This is a genomic window from Streptomyces sp. NPDC101165 (assembly GCF_044768135.1).
GTDB lineage: Bacteria > Actinomycetota > Actinomycetes > Streptomycetales > Streptomycetaceae > Streptomyces.
Genome location: NZ_JBIWPG010000021.1, coordinates 14,101 through 32,928 on the forward strand (window position 1 = coordinate 14,101; position 18,828 = coordinate 32,928).

General features: G+C 70.3%; 17 protein-coding genes. 9 read left to right on the forward strand and 8 right to left on the reverse strand.

What is annotated here, in order from left to right:
* Positions 1-32: 32 nt before the first annotated feature.
* Entirely contained in the window at positions 33-1,706 is a 1,674-nt protein-coding gene (locus ACIRVH_RS35605) for a hypothetical protein (protein WP_403962302.1), read from the reverse strand.
* Positions 1,707-1,906: 200 nt separating this feature from the next.
* On the opposite strand from ACIRVH_RS35605, the gene radA reads away from it, so the two are divergent.
* Positions 1,907-3,316, forward strand: coding sequence for a DNA repair protein RadA (gene radA / locus ACIRVH_RS35610; protein WP_403962305.1), 1,410 nt, complete (start codon positions 1,907-1,909; stop codon positions 3,314-3,316).
* Positions 3,317-3,397: 81 nt separating this feature from the next.
* Positions 3,398-4,522: a DNA integrity scanning diadenylate cyclase DisA gene (gene disA / locus ACIRVH_RS35615; protein WP_403962308.1), complete on the forward strand. Its 1,125-nt coding sequence runs from the start codon at positions 3,398-3,400 to the stop codon at positions 4,520-4,522.
* 73 nt (positions 4,523-4,595) lie between these two features.
* On the opposite strand, the gene ACIRVH_RS35620 is transcribed toward disA, so the two are convergent.
* A complete protein-coding gene (locus ACIRVH_RS35620; RefSeq protein WP_403962311.1) occupies positions 4,596-5,402 on the reverse strand; it encodes a hypothetical protein in 807 nt (268 codons plus the stop codon).
* Positions 5,403-5,594: 192 nt separating this feature from the next.
* On the opposite strand from ACIRVH_RS35620, the gene ACIRVH_RS35625 reads away from it, so the two are divergent.
* The 5 genes from ACIRVH_RS35625 to cseC all read left to right on the forward strand — a co-directional run bounded on the left by ACIRVH_RS35625 (position 5,595) and on the right by cseC (position 10,052).
* A complete protein-coding gene (locus ACIRVH_RS35625) occupies positions 5,595-6,470 on the forward strand; it encodes an A/G-specific adenine glycosylase (RefSeq protein ID WP_403962314.1) in 876 nt (291 codons plus the stop codon).
* Between the two features lie 272 nt (positions 6,471-6,742).
* Positions 6,743-7,282, forward strand: a complete 540-nt coding sequence (locus ACIRVH_RS35630; RefSeq protein ID WP_067006350.1) for a SigE family RNA polymerase sigma factor — start codon at positions 6,743-6,745, stop codon at positions 7,280-7,282.
* A complete protein-coding gene (locus ACIRVH_RS35635; RefSeq protein WP_403962317.1) occupies positions 7,270-7,935 on the forward strand; it encodes a hypothetical protein in 666 nt (221 codons plus the stop codon). Before ACIRVH_RS35630 ends, ACIRVH_RS35635 begins: the two co-directional genes overlap by 13 nt.
* Before the next feature lie 42 nt (positions 7,936-7,977).
* Positions 7,978-8,679, forward strand: a complete 702-nt coding sequence (gene cseB / locus ACIRVH_RS35640) for a two-component system response regulator CseB (RefSeq protein WP_403962320.1) — start codon at positions 7,978-7,980, stop codon at positions 8,677-8,679.
* An 11-nt stretch (positions 8,680-8,690) separates the two neighbouring features.
* Positions 8,691-10,052, forward strand: coding sequence for a two-component system sensor histidine kinase CseC (gene cseC / locus ACIRVH_RS35645; RefSeq protein WP_403962323.1), 1,362 nt, complete (start codon positions 8,691-8,693; stop codon positions 10,050-10,052).
* Between the two features lie 31 nt (positions 10,053-10,083).
* Here cseC and ACIRVH_RS35650 read toward each other — a convergent pair whose 3' ends face one another.
* The 4 genes from ACIRVH_RS35650 to ACIRVH_RS35665 all read right to left on the reverse strand — a co-directional run bounded on the left by ACIRVH_RS35650 (position 10,084) and on the right by ACIRVH_RS35665 (position 13,642).
* The gene (locus ACIRVH_RS35650) at positions 10,084-10,932 is read right to left on the reverse strand and encodes a class I SAM-dependent methyltransferase (RefSeq protein WP_403962325.1); all 849 of its coding nucleotides are present in this window, start codon (positions 10,930-10,932) and stop codon (positions 10,084-10,086) included.
* Positions 10,933-10,955: 23 nt separating this feature from the next.
* Complete coding sequence (locus tag ACIRVH_RS35655; protein ID WP_403962328.1) at positions 10,956-11,390, reverse strand: VOC family protein; 435 nt, start codon at positions 11,388-11,390, stop codon at positions 10,956-10,958.
* Entirely contained in the window at positions 11,387-11,854 is a 468-nt protein-coding gene (locus ACIRVH_RS35660; protein ID WP_403962685.1) for a helix-turn-helix transcriptional regulator, read from the reverse strand. Before ACIRVH_RS35660 ends, ACIRVH_RS35655 begins: the two co-directional genes overlap by 4 nt.
* A 189-nt stretch (positions 11,855-12,043) precedes the next feature.
* Positions 12,044-13,642 carry an MDR family MFS transporter gene (locus ACIRVH_RS35665; protein ID WP_403962331.1) on the reverse strand — a complete coding sequence of 533 codons (1,599 nt, stop codon included), beginning with the start codon at positions 13,640-13,642 and terminating at the stop codon, positions 12,044-12,046.
* Positions 13,643-13,764: 122 nt separating this feature from the next.
* Here ACIRVH_RS35665 and ACIRVH_RS35670 point away from each other — a divergent pair, with 122 nt between their 5' ends.
* On the forward strand, positions 13,765-14,364 hold the full coding sequence (locus ACIRVH_RS35670; RefSeq protein ID WP_403962334.1) for a TetR/AcrR family transcriptional regulator: 600 nt from the start codon (positions 13,765-13,767) through the stop codon (positions 14,362-14,364).
* A 22-nt stretch (positions 14,365-14,386) separates the two neighbouring features.
* Here ACIRVH_RS35670 and ACIRVH_RS35675 read toward each other — a convergent pair whose 3' ends face one another.
* Positions 14,387-14,938 carry a M23 family metallopeptidase gene (locus tag ACIRVH_RS35675; protein WP_403962336.1) on the reverse strand — a complete coding sequence of 184 codons (552 nt, stop codon included), beginning with the start codon at positions 14,936-14,938 and terminating at the stop codon, positions 14,387-14,389.
* A gap of 456 nt (positions 14,939-15,394) precedes the next feature.
* Here ACIRVH_RS35675 and ACIRVH_RS35680 point away from each other — a divergent pair, with 456 nt between their 5' ends.
* Positions 15,395-16,015 carry an HAD family acid phosphatase gene (locus tag ACIRVH_RS35680; RefSeq protein ID WP_403962340.1) on the forward strand — a complete coding sequence of 207 codons (621 nt, stop codon included), beginning with the start codon at positions 15,395-15,397 and terminating at the stop codon, positions 16,013-16,015.
* 110 nt (positions 16,016-16,125) lie between these two features.
* Here ACIRVH_RS35680 and ACIRVH_RS35685 read toward each other — a convergent pair whose 3' ends face one another.
* Entirely contained in the window at positions 16,126-18,651 is a 2,526-nt protein-coding gene (locus tag ACIRVH_RS35685; protein WP_403962343.1) for an ATP-dependent Clp protease ATP-binding subunit, read from the reverse strand.
* Between the last annotated feature and the right edge of the window lie 177 nt (positions 18,652-18,828).

Consider the following 18,828-nt stretch of genomic DNA (forward strand, 5'->3'; position numbering starts at 1 on the left):
GCGCTGACCGGACCGCCGCGTCTGGCGCGTCTCTAGCTGTCCGACGGGCTCGGAGTTCCGTCGTCGCTCGGGGACGGGGACGGACTCGGGGGGTCGGACGGGGTGGGGGCCGTGGGGCTGGGGCTCGGGTCGGTCGGGGTCGGGGACTGACTGGACGGCGGGTCCGTCGGAGGTGAGGACGACGGGCTCGGGTCGGGGGTGCCCGGGGGCGTGGGCGGGGTCGTCGGGCGGGTCGGGGCGGTGCCGTAGCCGTCGATGGTGACCACCGCACCGGCCGGTGAGACGGCCACCTGTGCGCGCCAGTGGCCGGAGGGCTCGCGGAGATGGTCGACGTACACCTTGATCGTCAACGTCTCGCCGGGGGCGAGGGTTCCCGTGGACTGGCTGAGGTAGAGCCAGGCCGCGGAGGTGGTGGCGGACCAGCGCACGGGGCCGGAACCGGAGGCGGTGAGGGTGATCAGCGTGGTGTCGCCGTCGTTGGCGGCGCTGACCGCGAGCTGGCCCGCGCCCTTCTTGTCTCCTCCGGAGACGCTGATGACCTCCACGGAGACGTCCGACTTGCCGTCCTTGCCTGGGCCGCCGGGCTTCGCGCTGGCGTTTCCGGCGTTCTCGTAGCCGCCGGCGGTGTCGCTGCCGAGCGCGTCGGGCCCCTGCGCCTCGCGCGCGGTGGCCGAGCGTCCGTCCTCGGCGTCCGGGGTACCCCGGTAGGCGGCCCACAGGGCGAGCACGGGGGCTGCGACGACGGTGGCGACGACGGTCGTGGTGACGGCACGCGCGCGTAGGCGGTCACGACGGGCCGCGCGGTCCTTGGGATCCATCGGGAAACCCCGCCGGTCGAAGCGGGGCACGGCCGTGCCCCGCGCGCGCGGCTGGTGCGCGAGGGCGACGTGCAGGGTGGTGCGCGGTGCCTCCAGGACGGGCAGCTCGGCCGGGGTGACCGTGGCGCCGGGCCACTGGCCGGGCACCGCGCGCTCGGCGGTACGGCGGCAGCGCGGGCAGTCGTCGACGTGCCGGACCAGCTCGCGGCGCAGGGCCGTGCTGAGGACCAGCTGACTGTCTCCGGTCAGATGGGCCACGCTCGGGCACCCGCCGGTCTCGACCACGGCGAGTGCGGCGCGGGTGCGCTCGACCTCGCAGGCAGCGGAGGCGAGCAACTCGCGCGCGGCGGCGGGCTCCATGCCGAGGACGGCGGCGACCTCGGGGGCGGCGAGGTGGTGGCGGACGGCGAGTTCCAGGGCCTCGCGCTGCTCGGGGGTGGTACCTGCCGCCTCCGGCCACGCGAGCAGGGCCAGTTCGCGGCGTCGCTGCTCCTGGATCTCCGGGGCGACGGGCGGATCGGGTACCTGTCTCTTGGCCGCGGGCCGGCCCGCGGCGTGACTGGCCTGACGTTTCTGCTTGGCCTCGGCGAGCCCGCGCAGGCATGCCCAGCGGGCCAGCGCGTACAGCCAGGCCCTGCGGTCGGCGGGGGCCTCCGGGACACGCTGCCCGCGCCGCTCGGCCAGCACCAGGACGTCCCCGAGGGCGGCGGTGGCCGCGTCGTGGTCGCACAGCACCGACAGGCAGTAGGTGAACAGACCGTCCAGGTACGGCTCGTAGCGCGCCGGCGGCCGCTGGGCGAGGGTGCGCGCGGCGGCTCGATCGCGCGCCTCTCGATGCGCCCGGTGCGCGCCGGCGGTGCGGGTCGTGGTCTGAGGACTGCTGCTCATCACCTGTGCGACCGTAGGCGGCGACGGAGTGCACCTTCTTGCACCTTGAGCACTTTTAATCCGTACGGGTGAAACGATCCCTCATAAGGGGACAGGAACGTTTTATTCCGTGGCTCGAATCCGACGGGCACTGGCCAATACCGATCCACCCACATACGCCCCGAGCGGGCGCTGTCAGTGCCGCGGGCTACGGTTTCCGCATGGCTGCCCGTACCAAGACCACCAAGGACCGACCGTCCTACCGCTGCACCGAGTGCGGCTGGCAGACGGCCAAGTGGCTCGGCCGCTGCCCCGAGTGCCAGGCCTGGGGGACGGTCGAGGAGTACGGCGCGCCCGCGGTCCGTACGACGGCTCCGGGCCGGGTCACCAGCTCCGCGGTGCCCATCGGCCAGGTCGACAGCCGCCAGGCCATCGCCCGCTCGACCGGCGTGCCGGAGCTGGACCGGGTGCTCGGCGGCGGTCTCGTGCCCGGCGCGGTCGTGCTGCTCGCGGGCGAGCCCGGCGTCGGCAAGTCCACCCTGCTGCTGGACGTGGCCGCCAAGTCGGCGAGCGAGGAGCACCGCACCCTCTATGTGACCGGCGAGGAGTCCGCGAGCCAGGTCAGGCTGCGCGCCGACCGCATCGGCGCCCTCGACGACGATCTGTACCTCGCCGCCGAGACCGATCTGGCCGCCGTGCTCGGTCACTTGGACGCGGTGAAGCCGTCCCTGCTGATCCTCGACTCGGTGCAGACGGTGGCCTCCCCGGAGATCGACGGCGCGCCCGGCGGCATGGCCCAGGTCCGCGAGGTGGCCGGCGCTCTGATCCGCGCCTCCAAGGAGCGCGGCATGTCCACGCTGCTGGTGGGCCACGTCACCAAGGACGGCGCGATCGCCGGCCCCCGGCTGCTGGAGCACCTGGTGGACGTCGTCCTGCACTTCGAGGGCGACCGGCACGCGCGCCTGCGCCTGGTGCGGGGCGTGAAGAACCGCTACGGCGCCACCGACGAGGTCGGCTGCTTCGAGCTGCACGACGAGGGCATCACGGGCCTCGCGGACCCCAGCGGGCTCTTCCTGACCCGTCGTGACGAACCGGTTCCCGGTACCTGCCTGACGGTCACCCTGGAGGGCCGCCGCCCGCTGGTGGCGGAGGTGCAGGCGCTGACCGTGGACTCCCAGATCCCCTCCCCGCGCCGGACCACCTCGGGCCTGGAGACCTCCCGGGTGTCGATGATGCTCGCGGTGCTGGAGCAGCGGGGCCGGATCAGCGCGCTCGGCAAGCGGGACATCTACTCGGCGACGGTGGGCGGCGTGAAGCTTTCCGAGCCGGCCGCCGACCTCGCGATCGCCCTCGCGCTCGCCTCGGCCGCCAGCGACACCCCGCTGCCCAAGAACCTCGTCGCGATCGGCGAGGTCGGCCTGGCAGGCGAGGTCAGACGGGTCACAGGCGTGCAGCGCAGGCTCGCCGAGGCGCACCGGCTGGGCTTCACACATGCACTCGTGCCGGGTGATCCGGGCAAGGTCCCGTCCGGGATGAAGGTCCTGGAAGTCGCCGACATGGGGGACGCGCTCAGGGTCCTGCCGCGCTCCCGTCGCCGAGAGGCCCCACGGGAGGCGGAGGACCGCCGGTAGACTTTGCCCAGGTCTCGCCCGTCCGTACGAACCGAGTGCGCGAAACGGGAGCGCCTCAGAACCTGCGACCGGAGGAGTGCAGTGGCAGCCAACGACCGGGCGGCAGCTCCCGGAAAGTCCGGTGGGAGTTCCCGTGCCGAGGGCCTGATGCGCGCCGCACTGAGCGCAGTGGCTCCGGGCACGGCCCTGCGTGACGGCCTCGAGCGGGTGCTCCGCGGCAACACCGGCGGGCTCATCGTGCTCGGCTCCGACAAGACCGTCGAGACGATGTGCACGGGCGGGTTCGTCCTGGACGTCGAGTTCACGGCCACCCGCCTGCGGGAGCTGTGCAAGCTCGACGGCGGCATCGTGGTCTCCTCCGACCTTTCGAAGATCCTGCGGGCCGGCGTGCAGCTGGTGCCGGACCCGACGATCCCGACGGAAGAGACGGGCACGCGGCACCGCACGGCGGACCGCGTCTCGAAGCAGGTGGGCTTCCCCGTGGTCTCCGTCTCCCAGTCCATGCGGCTGATCGCCCTGTACGTCGACGGGCAGCGGCGCGTGCTGGAGGACTCGGCGGCGATCCTGTCCCGCGCGAACCAGGCGCTGGCCACCCTGGAGCGGTACAAGCTCCGGCTGGACGAGGTCGCGGGCACGCTGTCGGCGCTGGAGATCGAGGACCTGGTGACGGTCCGCGACGTGTCCGCGGTCGCCCAGCGTCTTGAGATGGTCCGGCGCATTGCCACCGAAATCGCTGAATATGTGGTCGAACTGGGCACCGATGGTCGGCTTCTGGCGCTGCAGCTGGAGGAGTTGATCGCCGGGGTGGAGCCCGACCGCGAGCTGGTCGTCCGGGACTACGTCCCCGAGCCCACGGCGAAGCGCTCCCGCACGGTCGAGGAGGCGCTGTCCGAGCTGGACGCGCTCTCCCACGCAGAACTGCTGGAGATGGGCACGGTGGCGCGTGCGCTGGGCTACACCGGCTCCCCCGAGACCCTCGACTCGGCGGTGTCCCCGCGGGGCTTCCGCCTGCTGGCGAAGGTGCCGAGGTTGCCGGGGGCGATCATCGACCGCCTGGTGGAACACTTCGGCGGCCTGCAGAAGCTGCTTGCCGCGAGCGTGGACGACCTCCAGGCGGTGGACGGGGTCGGCGAGGCGCGTGCCCGCAGCGTGCGGGAGGGCCTGTCGCGGCTGGCCGAGTCGTCGATTCTGGAGCGGTACGTCTGATCCGGGGACTACCGGGTCCGTCGTAGCTGCGGGCCCGGTGCGGGCCGGCGCCCTCGGTGGCTTCGGGCGGTCGCTAATCCGCCGACAGTACGAACGAGGCCTGAGACTTCGTGAACCCCGGGGTCTTGGCCTCCAGCAGGTAGGTCCCGGGCTTGGCCGAGCCCGCCGGAGGCGTCCCGCACTGGGGAGCGCTCGGCTTGCGGTCCCACTTCACGGCGTACGTGATGCTCTGCCCCGCGGACACCCGGAACACCAGGCTCGCCGCACCCTTCGGGCAGTCGCCCGAGGACCAGTAGGCGTCACTGCTGTCGGCCGTCGTGATCGTCAACACCGCGCTCTTCGGCCCGAGATCGACCTTGCAGTCACTGGACGACGCGTTCTTCGCGACGAGTTCGAACGTCGGCACCTGGTCCGGCGAGTACGAGTTGTGCAGGCTGCGCAGGCTCAACGTGACCGCTCCGGCCGTGCACTTGGGCAGCGAGGAGGACGCCGGCAGTACGTCGCCCGTACCGACATCGCCCCCACCGGAACCCGAACCCGAGCCACCGCCCGAACCACCGTCGGACCCCGCCGAGCCGGAGTCGCCCTTGCCGTCCGACCCGGACCCGGTCCCGCCGGCGTCTCCGCCGCCGCTCGACTCGTTGCGCCCGCCCGGGTGTTGGCTGATCGCGGACCCGGACGGGGAGGGCCCCGGCGTGATCGTGGACACGGGGTTCTTGCCGTTGGACGCGTCGGTGTCCTTCTTGCCGCCCCCGTCACCGGCCGTGACGATCCAGGTGATCAGCAGCGCCAACACGGCGACCACCGACACCATGACGACCCTCCGTCGCCAGTAGATGGAGGAGGGAAGCGGCCCGACCGGATTGCGCAGAGATCCCACGGCGCAAACTGTACGAGAGATCGGCGCGCTTGCTTGCGCCACCCGCCGCCCCGGCTCCAACTTTTCCGGATCATCATCTCGGCAACTTCCGCCAGGAGAAAGGGTCCTTCACGTATCGCGACCAGACGCAACGCTCGGCAACCGCGCTGTCGTCGGCCATGCCCGCCCGACCCGTGGCAGGATCGGAAGGCCATGACTGAGAAGCTCCACGCCCCCGTGATCGCCTGGTTCGACACCCACGCCCGCGACCTCCCCTGGCGCCGCCCGGAGGCGGGCCCCTGGGGCGTGATGGTCAGCGAGTTCATGCTGCAGCAGACGCCGGTCAGCCGGGTCCTGCCCGTCTACGAGCAGTGGCTCGCCCGCTGGCCGCGCCCCGCCGACCTCGCCGAGGAGGCCCCCGGAGAGGCGGTGCGCGCCTGGGGCCGGCTCGGCTACCCGCGCCGCGCCCTGCGGCTGCACGGCGCCGCGGTCGCCATAACGGAGCGGCACGGCGGAGACGTACCGACGGACCACACCCAGCTGCTGGCCCTGCCCGGCATCGGCGAGTACACGGCCGCCGCGGTGGCCTCCTTCGCGTACGGGCAGCGCCATCCGGTGCTGGACACGAACGTGCGCCGGGTCTTCGCCCGGGCGGTGACCGGGGTGCAGTACCCGCCGAACGCCACCACGGCGGCCGAGCGCAGGCTCGCCCGCGAGCTGCTGCCCGAGGACGAGAGGACCGCCGCCCGCTGGGCCGCCGCGTCCATGGAGCTGGGCGCACTGGTGTGCACGGCGAAGAACGAGGGCTGCCACCGCTGCCCGATCGCCGCGCAGTGCGCCTGGCGGCTGGCGGGCAAGCCGGAGCACGAGGGTCCGCCGCGCCGCGGGCAGACGTACGCCGGCACGGACCGGCAGGTGCGCGGCAAGCTGCTCGCCGTGCTGCGGGAGGCGCACGCGCCGGTGCCGCAGGCGGCGCTGGACCGGGTGTGGCACGAGCCGGTGCAGCGCGCCCGCGCGCTCGACGGACTCGTCACGGACGGTCTGGTGGAGCCGCTGCCCAACCATCTGTACCGGCTGCCGCTGACCTGACACACAGCCAAGTCACGGCGTACGGGCCTTCGTTACGGCCCCTCTCGCCATACAAACCGCCCCATAAAGGAACATAAGCACCAGCCCCTCTACCCCGAACTCACTTCCGTTACACAACCGACGGACAGCCGATTGCTAGCCGCAGGCTGCTCCGCACAGCCCCGTGACAACAGCTCCGTAGCTTTTTTCTCGTGCCCGGCAGACCACGGGCGAGCGGTACAGCGGGACTCGGGCGGGGAGCCGGAGTACACGGGGAACGGAGGCGGTTGATCATGGCGCAGGGTGAGGTGCTCGAGTTCGAGGAGTACGTCCGCACGCGGCAGGACGCGCTGCTGCGCAGCGCCCGCCGCCTGGTCCCGGACCCGGTCGACGCCCAGGACCTGCTGCAGACCGCGCTGGTGCGGACGTACGGCCGCTGGGAGGGCATCGCCGACAAGCGGCTCGCGGACGCCTACCTGCGCCGGGTGATGATCAACACCCGTACCGAGTGGTGGCGGGCGCGCAAGCTGGAGGAGGTTCCGACCGAGCAGCTGCCGGACGCCTCCGTGGACGACTCCACCGAGCAGCACGCCGACCGGGCCCTGCTGATGGACATCATGAAGGTTCTCGCTCCGAAGCAGCGCAGCGTCGTGGTGCTGCGACACTGGGAGCAGATGTCCACTGAGGAGACGGCCGCGGCCCTCGGCATGTCGGCCGGTACGGTCAAGAGCACGCTGCACCGGGCGCTCGCCCGGCTCCGCGAGGAGCTGGAGGCCCGCGATCTGGACGCACGCGCGCTGGAGCGTGAGGAGCGGGAGCGTTGCGCGGCCTGACAGGGGCCGGGCCCAGCGAGGCCCGAGGCAGTACACAGGCGGTGATCGCGGCTGCGGCCGCGCTCGCCGCCCTCGCCCTTTTCGTCGCCGCGTGCGGCACCGGGGGCACGGGGGCACGGGACGAGGGCCCGGCGCACGCCTCCGCGGTGGCCGGTGCGGTCGCCTCCCCGCCGCCGAGTCCCACCGACACGTACCGGCGCGTGGACGCCGTGGCCCTGCTCAAGGAGGACCCCGCGGTCTCGTCGGCCGTCAAGCGCGACCTGAAGCCGTGCAACGGCGACGACTACCCGGTCGACGTCTCCTACGGCGCGCTGACCGGCGGCTCCGTGGACGACGTCGTCGTCAACGTGCTCACCTGCGACGACTGGATCGGCCTCGGCTCGTATGTGTACCGGGACGAGGGCGGCACGTTCAGGAACGTCTTCAAGAACGAGGAGTCCCCGGTCGTCGCGGACATCGAACAGGGCGTCCTGACCGTGACCAAGCAGGTGTACAAGAAGGGCGACCCGATCTCCAGCCCGTCCAGCGAGGATGTGATCCCCTACACCTGGAAGAACGGGCGGTTCGTCCAGGGGCGGGCCGTCCACAACGACTACGGCGCCGGCGTCGGAGACAGCTCCACCGCGACCCCCTCGCCCGTTCCGGGCACCTGACCGACCGCACCGACCACATCACCCAGAACTGAGAGCACCGGGATGGCAGACCAGACCCACGTCCTGTTCGTCGAGGACGACGACGTCATCCGCGAGGCCACCCAGCTCGCCCTGGAGCGGGACGGCTTCGCGGTGACCGCCATGCCCGACGGGCTGTCCGGCCTGGAGGCGTTCCGGGCCGACCGCCCCGACATCGCGCTGCTGGACGTCATGGTCCCGGGCCTGGACGGCGTCAGCCTGTGCCGTCGTATCCGGGACGAGTCGACCGTGCCGGTGATCATGCTCTCGGCGCGTGCCGACTCGATCGACGTCGTCCTCGGTCTGGAGGCGGGCGCCGACGACTATGTGACCAAGCCGTTCGACGGTGCCGTCCTGGTCGCCCGGATCCGCGCGGTGCTGCGCCGCTTCGGCCACGCCGGTGCCGCGCACATCGAGGAGAACCCGGCGCAGGTGAACGGCGGCCCGCTGACCTTCGGTGATGTGGAGATCGACACCGAGGGCATGGAGGTGCACCGGGCCGGGCAGCCGGTGGCGCTGACCCCGACCGAGATGCGGCTGCTGCTGGAGTTCTCCACCGCGCCCGGCACCGTGCTCTCCCGCGACAAGCTGCTGGAGCGGGTCTGGGACTACGGCTGGGGCGGGGACACCCGGGTCGTCGACGTCCATGTGCAGCGGCTGCGGCAGAAGATCGGCCAGGACCGGATCGAGACGGTCCGCGGCTTCGGCTACAAGTTGAAGGCCTGAGCGGGGCCGGCATGCGGGGGATCATCAGGCGTCCGATGGGGTGGGCGGAGCGCGCAGGCCTGCGGACCGGGCTCAGATGGAAGCTCAGCGCGGCGATCGCCCTGGTCGCCGGGCTGGTGGCCATCGCGCTCAGTCTGGTCGTGCACAACGCCGCCCGGGTCTCGATGCTGGACAACGCGCGCGACCTGGCCAACGAGCGTGTGCAGCTGGCCCAGGGAAACTACGAGCGGTTCGGGCGGCCGAACTTCCCCAACATCAAGATCGACGACCCCGAGCTGCCGCTGGTGCTGCGCGAGAAGGTCGAGGAGGGCCGCCGGGCCAGCTACGTCAGTGACCACCGCGGCGGCGTGCCGGACATCTGGGCGGCCGTACCTGCCAAGGACGGGCATGTGCTGTCCGTGCACAGCCACTTCCCCGACCGCTCCACCGACGTGATGAAGGACCTCGACCAGGCCCTGGTCATCGGGTCCATCGCCGTCGTGCTGGGCGGCAGCGCGCTCGGCGTGCTGATCGGCGGGCAGCTGTCGCGGCGACTGCGCAAGGCGGCGGCCGCGGCGGGCCAGGTCGCCAACGGTGAGACCGACGTACGGGTGCGGGAGGCCATCGGCGGGGTCGTACGGGACGAGACCGACGATCTCGCGCGCGCGGTGGACGCGATGGCGGACGCGCTGCGCCAGCGTCTGGAGGCCGAGCGGCGGGTGACCGCCGACATCGCGCACGAGCTGCGCACCCCGGTGACCGGCCTGCTCACCGCCGCCGAACTCCTGCCGCCCGGCCGCCCCACCGAACTGGTCCTGGACCGGGCGAAGGCCATGCGCACGCTCGTCGAGGACGTCCTGGAGGTGGCCCGCCTGGACAGCGCCTCCGAGCGGGCCGAGCTGCAGGACATCATGCTGGGCGAGTTCGTGGCCCGGCGCGTGGCCGCCAAGGACCCGGACATCGCCGTACGGGTGGTGCACGAGTCGGAGGTCACCACCGACCCGCGGCGCCTGGAGCGAGTCCTGTACAACCTGCTCGCCAACGCCGCCCGGCACGGCAAGCCGCCGATCGAGGTGACCGTCGAGGGCCGGGTCATCCGGGTCCGCGACCACGGCCCGGGGTTCCCCGAGGCGCTGCTCGCCGACGGACCGAGCCGCTTCCGCACCGGCAGCGCGGACCGCGCGGGCCAGGGTCACGGCCTCGGCCTGACCATCGCGGCCGGCCAGGCCCGGGTGCTGGGCGCCCGCCTGACCTTCCGCAACGTACGCCCCGTCGGCACCCCCGACCATCTCCCGGCCGAGGGCGCGGTGGCCGTCCTCTGGCTCCCGGAACACGCGCCCACGAGCACGGGCAGCTACCCGATGCTGCCGCCGTCCGGGCGCGCCGGCAGCTGAGCACGGAGCCGGGTTCCCCCAGGTGACACCCTCACGTGGTCGCGACGAGCAGCTCCTCCCCGCGTGACGGCCGCAGGCCGTCCGTCCGGTCGGCGAAGTAGCGCTCGCCGAGTTCCTCGGCCGTGACATGGCGGACCTCACGGAACCCGGTCTCGCGGGCCAGGGCCAGGATCCGCGGCGGTGTGAAGAAGCTGAGGAAGGGGGTCCCGGCGGCACGGGCGCCGTTCACGGCGGCCTGCAGCTGCGGACGCTGCTCCGGCTCGACGTCCGTCGGCGGCCGCAGGAAGGTCGTGGCCAGCGTGGAGCCCGCGGCGAGCGTGGCGACGAGGCGGAACATGGCCTCGACCGCTTCCCCGGTGAGGTACATCGTGACGCCGGTGGCGGCCACCACCGCCGGCCGGCCGGGATCCAGGCCGGCCGTGACCAGCTGCCCCCACCAGTCCCCCTCGAAGTCGACCGGCACCAGCCGCAGCCACTCGGGGACGCCGTACCCCAGCTCGGCCAGCCGCTGTCGCTTCCAGGCCTGCGGCCCGGGCCGGTCCACCTCGAACACCCGGAGCGTGGCGGCGATCTCCGGCCGCCGCTGGGCGAAGGTGTCCAGCCCGGCCCCCAGGAGGACGTACTGGTCGACGCCCCGCGCGGCCTGGTCCGCGACGAGATCCTCCACGAAGCGGGCGCGGGCCGCGATGGAGGCGCGGGTGCGCCGCGTGGCCTCGACGTCCATGTCCGGGCGGCCGCGCCAGTCCTCGTCCGGGGCCGCCAGCCGCAGTCCGATCTCGTCGTCGATCACATGTGGCGGCGGATCGGCCTGGACGTGCAGGGCCCGCCACAGGGCGACCCGCACGGCCGTGTGGTCCGCCGCGACCGTCTGCTCGTGCATGCCGCTGGCTCCCCGTCCGCCGGTCAGCCGAAGTCCTTCGAGAAATCGAGTTCCTCGCTGCGCTCGGTCAGCGAGTACCAGTTGCCGTTGTCGTCCCGGAAGATCGCCTCGATGCCGTACGGCCGTTCCTTCGGCTCCTGGACGAACTCCACTCCCCGCGCCCGGAACCGCTCGTAGTCACCGCGGCAGTCGTCCGTGCGGAACGCTCCGGCCCCCAGCACGCCCTTGGCCACCAGCTTCTTCAGCGCCTCGGCGGACTCGGGGTCGAGGCCGGGGCCGTCCAGGCTCATCAGGGCCAGCTCCACGCCGGGCTGGTCCTTGGCGCCGACGGTGACCCAGCGCATGTCGCCCATGGCGAGGTCGCTGCACACCTCGAAGTCCAGCTTCTCGGTGAAGAAGGCCTTCGTGCGCTGCTGGTCGAAGGTCCATACGGTGGTGATGCCCAGGCCTTTGATCATGGCTCCGCTCTCCTGTCGGCAGGCTGCTGTTCCTGCTCGTCACCGTAGGCAGCGGCGGGCTCGGCGCGCTTCTTCGAAGTTGCGGTGTTGAAGCCGCCGGCCCAGAGCATGGCGTAGCAGCCGGGTATGAGGGAGGCGCCGCGGCCGACGTGCTTCGTGCGGTACTCGCTCGGGGCGAGCCCGGTGCGGGCCTTGAAGCGGGCGGAGAAAGTGCCGAGGCTGCTGAAGCCGACCAGGGTGCAGATCTCGGTCACGGTGAGGTTGGCCCCGCGCAGCATCTCCTCGGCCCGCTCGATCCGGCGGTGGGTCAGATACTGCCCGGGCGTCTCGCCGTACGCGTCCTTGAAGGCGCGCAGGAAGTGATAGCGCGAGTACCCGGCATGCGCGGCCACCGCGTCCAGGTCCAGGGCAGGGTCGGCCCAGTCACGGTCCATGGCGTCCTTGGCCAGGCGCAACCGGCGCATCTTGTCCATGGAGCGATGGTGACATGAGGAACTGACAACGGTTTTGAACAGCCCGCAGCGGCCGCAACCATCGATTGAGGAATCACGACGGCGATCAGCCAGGTCCGCGGGAGCGGCGCCGGTTCAGGCGCAAAAAGGGGCAGGCCCCCGGGGCGGACACCAACCGGGGGCCTTCAGCTCAGGGACGGCTCACACCGCTTCGATCACGGGCGCCGGCACCGCATCGTCGCTGCCCTCCGCAGGAGTCGGCTTCTGCGGGCCGCCCCGGAGCGGCACCTCCTTCACGAACAGCGAGGCGATCAGCACGACCACGGCGATCACCGCGCCCAGCAGGAACGCCGAGTGCGTACCGGCGGACACCGCGTGCTGGTACGCCTCCCGCGCCGCCTTCGGCAGCTTCGCGAGGCTCGCCGCGTCCAGCTGGGCCGACTGCTCGGTGATCTTCGAGCCCAGCGCGCCGGCCCGCTCGGACATGACGTCCTGGACCCGGTGGTTGAACAGGGCGCCCATGATGGCGACGCCGAAGGAGGAGCCGAGGGTACGGAACAGGGTGGTGGACGAGGACGCCACGCCCATGTCCTTCATCTCCACGCTGTTCTGCGCGACCAGCATGGTGACCTGCATCAGGCAGCCCATGCCGAGACCGAGCACGGCCATGTAGAGGCCGGAGGTCAGCCGGGTCGTGTCCGTGTCCATCAGCGACAGCAGGTACAGGCCGACGATCATCAGCGCGCCGCCGACGATCGGGAAGATCTTGTAGCGGCCGCTGCCGGTGGTGACCCGGCCGGCGACCATCGAGGTCACCAGCATCGCGCCGAGCATCGGCAGGAGCAGCAGACCGGAGTTGGTCGCGGAGGCGCCCTGCACCGACTGCTGGTACAGCGGCAGGAAGAGCGTGGCGCCGAACATCACGAAGCCGGTGATGAAGCCGATGAGGGACATCAGGGTGAAGTTGCGGCTGCGGAAGATGTGCAGCGGTACGACCGGCTCGGCGGCCTTGGTCTGCCAGAACACGAACCCGATCAGCGCGGCGACGCCGATGCCGATCAGCTCCATGATCCGCGCGGACGTCCAGGCGTACTCGGTGCCGCCCCAGGTGGTGACCAGCACGATCGAGGTGATGCCGACGGTCAGCAGGACGACGCCGAGGTAGTCGATGCCGGCCTTGGCCCGCTTCTTCGGCAGGTGCAGCACGGCGCTGACCAGCGCCAGCGCGACCACGCCGAGAGGCAGGTTGATGTAGAAGGACCAGCGCCAGCCCCAGTTGTCGGTGATGGTGCCGCCGACCAGCGGACCGCCGATCATCGCGAGCGCCATGACGCCGGCCATCATGCCCTGGTACTTGCCGCGCTCCCGCGGCGGGATCAGGTCGCCGATGATCGCCATCACGCCGACCATCAGACCGCCGGCGCCGAGGCCCTGGATCGCGCGGAAGCCGATGAGCTGCCCCATGTCCTGGGCCATGCCGCTGAGCGCGGAGCCGATCAGGAAGATCACGATCGAGCTCAGGAAGGTGGCCTTGCGGCCGTACATGTCACCGAGCTTGCCCCAGATCGGGGTGGCCGCCGCGGTCGCGAGGGTGTAGCCGGTCACGACCCACGAGAGGTGTTCCAGCCCGCCCAGCTCGCCGACGATCGTCGGCATCGCCGTACCCACGATCATGTTGTCCAGCATCGCGAGCATCATCGCGATCATGAGCGCGAGCAGGACCACGCGCACGCTCTTCGGCTGTTTCTCCTGTGGATCGGGTACCCCCGGGGCCGTCACGGCCGCCTGTGTGTCCGCCATCTCTCCCACTCCCCCTGACGACTACTTACTTGCCGCCCGGCTAGTTCACTACACTGGGGAAGGTAGACCTGTCACTAGCCGGGCGTCAAGTAAGTTTTCGCCGGGGGGCGAGGAGTACGAGGATGGGCGTCACCATGGACGGCACCAAGCAGCAGCGCCGCGGCAATACCCGCCAGCGCATCCAGGACGTCGCGCTCGAACTCTTCGCCGAGCAGGGCTACGAGAAGACTTCGCTGCGCGAGATCGCGGAGCATCTCGACGTCACGAAGGCGGCCCTGTACTACCACTTCAAGACGAAGGAAGAGATCATCGTCAGCCTCTTCGAGGACCTGACGCAACCGATCCAGGACCTGATCGAGTGGGGCCGCAACCAGCCGCACACCCTGGAGACCAAGCACGAGATCCTGCGGCGCTACAGCCAGGCGCTGGTCGGCGCGGAACCGCTCTTCCGGTTCATGCAGGAGAACCAGGCGACGGTGCGGGAGCTGCGCATCGGCGACACCTTCAAGGACCGGATGCGCGACCTCAGGGAGATCTTCATCGACCCCGAGGCACCCCTCGTGGAGCAGGTCCGCTGCATCAGCGCGATGTTCACGCTGCACGCGGGGATGTTCGTGATGCAGGACGTGGAAGGCGACTCCGAGAAGAAGCACGAGGCCGTTCTCGAAGTCGCCATGGACCTCGTCACGCAGGCGCACCGGGGCGCCCACAAGGAGATCTAGTCCAGCCGCCCGGAGGGCCGGCTCAGACGGTCACGCCCTTGGCCTTCAGGAAGGCGACCGGGTCGACCGCAGAGCCGTAGTTCGGGGTCGTACGGATCTCGAAGTGCAGGTGCGGGCCGGTGGAGTTGCCGGTGCTGCCCGAGAGGGCTATGTGCTGACCGGTCTTGACGATCTGACCGATCTTGGCGTCGATCCGGGACAGGTGGGCGTACTGCGAGTACGTGCCGTTGCCGTGCTTGATGACGATGGCGTTGCCGTACGCGGGGCCGTCACCGGCGCCGTTGGGGCCGGCCTTGACGACGGTGCCGCCGTGCGCGGCGACGACCTCGGTGCCGGTCGGGACGGCGAAGTCCTGGCCGCTGTGCTTGGCGACCCAGTGGCTGCCGGCCTGGGCGAAGCTGGCGGAGAGCGTGTACTTCTTCACCGGGTCGACCCAGGCGGTCGCCGACGGAGCGGCGGCGCTCGCGATCCCGGTCCCCAGTACGGCCGTGGCGCCTACTCCGGCAGCCAGGACGGTTACGCGGGTGCGGAGCGAGGACGTACGGGAAGAACGGGACGTGAAGCGCTGGATCATCTGGACCTCGTGGGTTCGGGGACATAACCACCACCCGGCGCTCAGGTGTTCGCCGGGCGGGCCACTCATTGGTAACCCGGCGCCCCATCTCTACTCAAAGCCCCTCATCTACGGCGCAAGCTAGTAGACGCCCTGAAAAACACCCACTTCTTGACAGGTCGGCCAACCCCGGGCACCAGCCCCGACGACATCGGTTTCTTACGCAGACTTCTGGGGTGAAAGTCCCTTTTTGTCCGAATAAAGAGTCCCACTATGTGGGTTAGTAACGGACATTTCGCCTGTGCGGCTTATCACCGGAAACCCAAACCGCCGACCCGAGAAATGTGACGCACACCTCTAGCCACCTACCAGCCGGTAACCCTACGGTTCCCCTCGCGCCACCCTCACCACAGATCATGCCCCTGACAGCCAACCGTTCAGGCCGTGCAGCGTACGGACGTGAGAGGACCCCCACCGATGACCAATCGCCCCTGGGCGCGCCGGATTTCCGCCACCGCCGTCACCGTGGCCGCGCTCGCCGCGTTGGCCGCCCCGGCCGAGGCTGCGGACGCGACCACGAGCAGCGCCTCCGCCACGGCCGCCAAGGTCGACTACGCCACCTGGCAGAAGGACTGCCAGTCGGTCATGGACCAGGCCCTGCCGTACCTGAAGGCCCGCATCGCCGCCGCCAAGCCCGGTGAGAAGCAGGCGATCGTCTTCGACATCGACAACACCACGCTGGAGACCGACTTCGGCTTCAGCTACCCGCAGCCGGCCAACAAGCCGGTGCTGAACGTCGCCGAGTACGCCCAGGAGCACGGCGTCTCGCTGTTCTTCGTCACGGCTCGCCCGGGCATCATCTACTGGCCCACCGAGTACAACCTGGAGCACGACGGCTACGACGTCTCCGGTCTCTACGTCCGCGGCCTGTTCGACCTCTTCAAGGACGTCGCCGCGTACAAGACCGCCCAGCGCGTCGACATCGAGAACCAGGGCTACACGATCATCGCGAACGTCGGCAACAGCGCCACCGACCTGTCGGGCGGCCACGCCGAGAAGACGTTCAAACTGCCGGACTACAACGGACAGTTGTCGTAACCCGTCCGGAATTCGCCCGTCCGGAATTCGGCGCTCCCGCACGGGAGTCCATGCATGCGAAAAGGGGCCGGTGCTCGAAAGCACCGGCCCCTTTTCGTCGACCGTGACGCTTACGCGTCCTTGCTCAGGTTCGGCCCGGCACCGCCGGCCGCCTGCTCGATCGGCGGGACGTCGGGCAGAGCCGACTTCTCCTCGCCCCGGAAGGTGAAGGTGGCGGCGTCGCCCTCGCCCTCGGTGTCCACGACCACGATGTGACCGGGGCGCAGCTCGCCGAAGAGGATCTTCTCCGACAGCGAGTCCTCGATCTCGCGCTGGATGGTGCGGCGCAGCGGCCGGGCACCCAGCACTGGGTCGTAACCCTTCTTGGCCAGCAGCTCCTTGGCGGACTGGGAGAGCTCGATGCCCATGTCCCGGTCCTTCAGGCGCTCGTCCACCTTGCCGATCATCAGGTCGACGATCCGCAGGATGTCCGCCTGCGTCAGCTGCGGGAAGACGACCACGTCGTCGACGCGGTTGAGGAACTCGGGGCGGAAGTGCTGCTTGAGCTCGTCCGACACCTTGTTCTTCATGCGCTCGTAGTTGGACTTCGTGTCGCCCGTGGCCGCGAAGCCCAGGTTGAAGCCCTTGGAGATGTCGCGGGTGCCGAGGTTGGTCGTCATAATGATGACCGTGTTCTTGAAGTCCACGACCCGGCCCTGGGAGTCGGTCAGGCGACCGTCCTCCAGGATCTGCAGCAGCGAGTTGAAGATGTCCGGGTGGGCCTTCTCGACCTCGTCGAAGAGGACGACGGAGAACGGCTTGCGGCGGACCTTCTCGGTCAGCTGGCCGCCCTCTTCGTAGCCCACGTAGCCGGGGGGCGAACCGAAGAGACGCGAGACCGTGTGCTTCTCGCTGAACTCCGACATGTCGAGGGAGATCAGCGCGTCCTCGTCGCCGAAGAGGAACTCGGCGAGCGCCTTGGACAGTTCGGTCTTACCGACACCGGACGGGCCGGCGAAGATGAACGAACCACCGGGACGCTTCGGGTCCTTCAGACCCGCACGCGTACGACGGATCGCCTTCGACAGCGCCTTGACGGCGTCGTTCTGGCCGATGACCCGCTTGTGCAGCTCCTCCTCCATGCGGAGCAGGCGGCTGGACTCCTCCTCGGTCAGCTTGAAGACCGGGATGCCGGTGGCCGTGGCGAGGACCTCGGCGATCAGCTCGCCGTCGACCTCGGCGACGACGTCCATGTCGCCGGCCTTCCACTCCTTCTCCCGCTTGGCCTTGGCGGCCAGGAGCTGCTTCTCCTTGTCGCGCAGGGAGGCGGCCTTCTCGAAGTCCTGCGAGTCGATCGCGGACTCCTTGTCCCGGCGGACGGCGGCGATCTTCTCGTCGAACTCGCGCAGGTCCGGCGGCGCGGTCATCCGGCGGATGCGCATCCGGGAACCGGCCTCGTCGATCAGGTCGATCGCCTTGTCCGGCAGGAAGCGGTCCGAGATGTAGCGGTCGGCCAGGGTGGCGGCCTGGACCAGCGCCTCGTCGGTGATGGAGACGCGGTGGTGGGCCTCGTACCGGTCGCGCAGACCCTTGAGGATCTCGATCGTGTGCGGCAGGGACGGCTCGGCGACCTGGATGGGCTGGAAGCGGCGCTCCAGGGCCGCGTCCTTCTCCAGGTGCTTGCGGTACTCGTCCAGCGTGGTCGCACCGATGGTCTGCAGCTCACCGCGGGCCAGCATCGGCTTCAGGATCGAAGCGGCGTCGATGGCGCCCTCGGCGGCACCCGCACCGACCAGCGTGTGCAGCTCGTCGATGAACAGGATGATGTCGCCGCGGGTGCGGATCTCCTTGAGCACCTTCTTCAGGCGCTCCTCGAAGTCACCGCGGTAGCGGGAGCCGGCGACCAGGGCGCCGAGGTCCAGCGTGTAGAGGTGCTTGTCCTTGAGCGTCTCGGGCACCTCGCCCTTGACGATGGCCTGGGCGAGGCCCTCGACGACGGCGGTCTTGCCGACACCGGGCTCACCGATCAGGACCGGGTTGTTCTTCGTACGGCGGGACAGCACCTGCATGACCCGCTCGATCTCCTTCTCGCGCCCGATGACCGGGTCGAGCTTGGACTCACGAGCGGCCTGGGTGAGGTTCCGGCCGAACTGGTCCAGGACGAGGGAGGTCGAGGGCGTGCCCTCGGCCGGGCCGCCGGCGGTGGCGGTCTCCTTGCCCTGGTAACCGGAGAGCAGCTGGATGACCTGCTGCCGCACCCGGTTGAGGTCTGCGCCCAGCTTGACCAGGACCTGGGCGGCGACGCCCTCGCCCTCACGGATCAGGCCGAGCAGGATGTGCTCCGTGCCGATGTAGTTGTGGCCCAGCTGAAGGGCCTCGCGGAGCGACAGCTCCAGGACCTTCTTGGCACGGGGAGTGAAGGGGATGTGGCCGGACGGGGCCTGCTGGCCCTGACCGATGATCTCCTCCACCTGCTGGCGGACCGCCTCAAGCGAAATGCCGAGGCTCTCCAGGGCCTTAGCGGCGACACCTTCGCCCTCGTGGATGAGACCCAGGAGGATGTGCTCGGTGCCGATGTAGTTGTGGTTGAGCATCCGGGCTTCTTCCTGAGCCAGGACGACAACCCGCCGCGCGCGGTCGGTGAACCTCTCGAACATCGTTAATCGCTCCTCAGAGCGGTCAGGCAGTGGGGGGAACTTCCCCTCCCTGTCCTTCCGCAGCTTAGTCCCGCAAGCGGGGACCGCTCATTCCAACTGCCGACACCGTCCTTGGCCTCCTGACCCCGAACGCCGACATCTGCTCCAACCCGATGGTGCGAGACGATGTTCCCGCAG

Bases quoted from the DNA above. Each gene is read 5' to 3' on its own strand.
- ACIRVH_RS35605 (WP_403962302.1), bottom strand. From the start codon at position 1,706: ATGAGCAGCAGTCCTCAGACCACGACCCGCACCGCCGGCGCGCACCGG.
- ACIRVH_RS35650 (WP_403962325.1), bottom strand. From the start codon at position 10,932: ATGCACGAGCAGACGGTCGCGGCGGACCACACGGCCGTGCGGGTCGCC.
- cseB (WP_403962320.1), top strand. From the start codon at position 7,978: ATGGCAGACCAGACCCACGTCCTGTTCGTCGAGGACGACGACGTCATC.
- ACIRVH_RS35680 (WP_403962340.1), top strand. From the start codon at position 15,395: ATGACCAATCGCCCCTGGGCGCGCCGGATTTCCGCCACCGCCGTCACC.
- ACIRVH_RS35660 (WP_403962685.1), bottom strand. From the start codon at position 11,854: ATGCGCCGGTTGCGCCTGGCCAAGGACGCCATGGACCGTGACTGGGCC.
- ACIRVH_RS35630 (WP_067006350.1), top strand. From the start codon at position 6,743: ATGGCGCAGGGTGAGGTGCTCGAGTTCGAGGAGTACGTCCGCACGCGG.
- radA (WP_403962305.1), top strand. From the start codon at position 1,907: ATGGCTGCCCGTACCAAGACCACCAAGGACCGACCGTCCTACCGCTGC.
- ACIRVH_RS35685 (WP_403962343.1), bottom strand. From the start codon at position 18,651: ATGTTCGAGAGGTTCACCGACCGCGCGCGGCGGGTTGTCGTCCTGGCT.
- ACIRVH_RS35670 (WP_403962334.1), top strand. From the start codon at position 13,765: ATGGGCGTCACCATGGACGGCACCAAGCAGCAGCGCCGCGGCAATACC.
- cseC (WP_403962323.1), top strand. From the start codon at position 8,691: ATGCGGGGGATCATCAGGCGTCCGATGGGGTGGGCGGAGCGCGCAGGC.
- ACIRVH_RS35675 (WP_403962336.1), bottom strand. From the start codon at position 14,938: ATGATCCAGCGCTTCACGTCCCGTTCTTCCCGTACGTCCTCGCTCCGC.
- ACIRVH_RS35625 (WP_403962314.1), top strand. From the start codon at position 5,595: ATGACTGAGAAGCTCCACGCCCCCGTGATCGCCTGGTTCGACACCCAC.
- ACIRVH_RS35655 (WP_403962328.1), bottom strand. From the start codon at position 11,390: ATGATCAAAGGCCTGGGCATCACCACCGTATGGACCTTCGACCAGCAG.
- ACIRVH_RS35665 (WP_403962331.1), bottom strand. From the start codon at position 13,642: ATGGCGGACACACAGGCGGCCGTGACGGCCCCGGGGGTACCCGATCCA.